The sequence below is a fragment of the Mesorhizobium sp. M7A.F.Ca.CA.002.15.2.1 genome, assembly GCF_003998715.1.
GTDB classification, from domain to species: Bacteria; Pseudomonadota; Alphaproteobacteria; order Rhizobiales; family Rhizobiaceae; genus Mesorhizobium; species Mesorhizobium ciceri.
In genome coordinates this window covers 1-2,138 of the sequence record NZ_RZPI01000837.1, presented here as the reverse complement: position 1 = coordinate 2,138, position 2,138 = coordinate 1, and the positions used below count along the sequence as shown (strand labels likewise).

Annotated in this window: 3 protein-coding genes; 2 read left to right on the top strand and 1 reads right to left on the bottom strand. The window is 63.8% G+C overall.

The features are described 5' to 3' along the window. Positions 1-210 precede the first annotated feature (210 nt). Both ENZ74_RS30035 and ENZ74_RS30030 read left to right on the top strand, forming a co-directional pair. Positions 211-456 (top strand): DUF982 domain-containing protein, encoded by a 246-nt coding sequence (locus ENZ74_RS30035; protein WP_013530762.1) that lies wholly within the window; start codon positions 211-213, stop codon positions 454-456. Positions 457-535: 79 nt separating this feature from the next. Then, the gene (locus ENZ74_RS30030; RefSeq protein WP_063168567.1) at positions 536-1,537 is read left to right on the top strand and encodes an aldo/keto reductase; all 1,002 of its coding nucleotides are present in this window, start codon (positions 536-538) and stop codon (positions 1,535-1,537) included. A gap of 57 nt (positions 1,538-1,594) precedes the next feature. On the opposite strand, the gene ENZ74_RS30025 is transcribed toward ENZ74_RS30030, so the two are convergent. Next, positions 1,595-2,083, bottom strand: coding sequence for a GNAT family N-acetyltransferase (locus tag ENZ74_RS30025; protein ID WP_027160744.1), 489 nt, complete (start codon positions 2,081-2,083; stop codon positions 1,595-1,597). Between the last annotated feature and the right edge of the window lie 55 nt (positions 2,084-2,138).

The following is a 2,138-nucleotide window of genomic DNA, read 5'->3' as shown; positions in this document are numbered from 1 at the left end:
CTGCCCACCAGGCGACGCGGCAACGCGCCGCCCACAAACCCAAAACACCGCCCACCCGCGATGTCGCCTCGAACATGTGAGCCCCGCGGACAATGTGGGGCCCAATGCCGCTGGGGGTATCGGCAATCTATCACGCCAGATTGATTGGTAGCGACGAAACCTTGAGCGGCCATAAGCGTTTATTGCTTCAGCCCAATTGAGGTGGTTCCAATGCAAACGGCATGGTTCTCCAAACCTGTGGCGGTTTCGGTCGGCGTCACCGGTTCCATCCATCATCTGTCCAACACACAGCAGGCCATTGATTTGCTCACCACACATTGGCGTGACGCAGGCAGCCCGAAGCATCGGTCCGCACTGCGCGCCTGCCAGCGGGCGACGAGCGGCGATGTTGCCCCCGACGTCGCCAGGGCGGCGCTCGTCGAAGCAGCGCGCGAAGCCCACATCCTGATCGAATAGCCACATCGTGATCTAATAGGCGTATCGATTGAACCTGCTGACGCTATAATCGCTGCGCCCCCTCCGGAGAACGCCTGCCATGACCCTGAAAACACGCAAGCTCGGCAGCCAGGGGCTGCAGGTCTCGGCTATCGGCCTCGGCTGCATGGGCATGAGCCAGTCCTATGGCCCGGCCGACGAGGCCGAATCCATCGCCACGCTGCACCGTGCCATCGACCTCGGCTGCACCTTCCTCGACACCGCCGAAGTCTATGGCCCTTACGACAACGAAGCCCTGCTCGGCCGGGCATTGAAGGGCAAGCGCGACCTGGTGACGATCGCCACGAAATTTGGCTTCCGCATCGAAAACGGCAAGCAGACCGGAACCGACAGCCGGCCCGAGCACATTCGAGAGGCGGTGGAAGCCTCGCTCGGCCGCCTCGGAACCGACCGTATCGACCTGCTCTACCAGCACCGCGTCGACCCGGCGGTGCCGATGGAGGATGTCGCGGGCGCCGTCGGCGAACTCGTCGCGCAAGGCAAGGTGCGCTTCTTCGGCCTGTCGGAAGCGGGTGCAGCCAACATCCGCCGGGCGCATGCCGTGCATCCGGTGTCGGCGTTGCAGAGTGAGTATTCGCTGTGGGAGCGCAATCTGGAGCCGGAGATCATCCCGCTGCTTGGCGAACTCGGCATCGGCCTGGTGCCGTTCTCGCCGCTCGGCCGAGGGTTTCTCACCGGCCAGGTCAAGCGTGCGGAAGACTATCCCGACGGCGATTATCGCCGCAACGACCCGCGCTACCAGGGCGAAAACTACGACGCCAATGTCGAGGCGGCCGCCAAGGTGAGCGACATCGCCGCTGCCCGCGGCGTCAAGCCCGGCCAGGTCGCGCTGGCCTGGCTGCTGGCGAAGGGCGACGGCTTTGGCATCGACATCGTGCCGATCCCCGGCACCAAGCGCAGAAAATACCTGGAAGAGAACGTCGCCGGCGCCGCTATCAAACTCGATGCCGCCGAGATGGCCGCGCTCAACGAAGCGCTCGCGCCGGGAAAAATCTCCGGCCCGCGCTATACCGAGCGGGGCATGGCGATGGTCGACCGGTAGGGGGCGCCTGCTCCAGCGTCCGCGACAATCTCGCCAAGCTCGTTCCGAATAGTGATGCTAACGAAAGCCCAGATGCTTCCGATAGCAGTGGGTTTCCACGGTGAACCTGCCGGCGACATCATCCGGCAGCCAAAGTGCGTCTTCGAAGCTGCGGTTCAAGCGCCATCCTTCGCGGGCATAAAATCTCTGCGCGCGGACATTTCCCGCCGTGCAGAAAAGCTCGGCCTCCGCCACGCCCTGTTCGCACAAGAGATGCTCGGCATAAGACAGCAGATCGCGGGCGGTTCCGCTTCCCCGTGCCTGCGGGCTTACATAGAGTTTGACCAGCTCCGCCCCGTTTATCGAGACGAAGCCAAGCAATCCATCGGCAGCCGCCACATGGAAGGCATCGGTGGATTGCTCCAGCCACAGCGCAAAATGCGCCGGCGTTCGGTACGCCAGGATTTCGGCTGGAACCAGATGCGCATGGGCATCATGCCAGCCCTGATGCCACAGTTGCACGATCGCCGACCGGTCGGCTTCCTGGGCTGGGCGAATTTCGAGCATTTCTCACCGCCGACGGGTAGCTAATCCGTAAGGCCGCGCGGCGGGCCGCCTGGTT

Coding starts and splice junctions, on each gene's coding strand:
- ENZ74_RS30035 (WP_013530762.1), top strand. CDS start 211: ATGCAAACGGCATGGTTCTCCAAACCTGTGGCGGTTTCGGTCGGCGTC.
- ENZ74_RS30030 (WP_063168567.1), top strand. CDS start 536: ATGACCCTGAAAACACGCAAGCTCGGCAGCCAGGGGCTGCAGGTCTCG.
- ENZ74_RS30025 (WP_027160744.1), bottom strand. CDS start 2,083: ATGCTCGAAATTCGCCCAGCCCAGGAAGCCGACCGGTCGGCGATCGTG.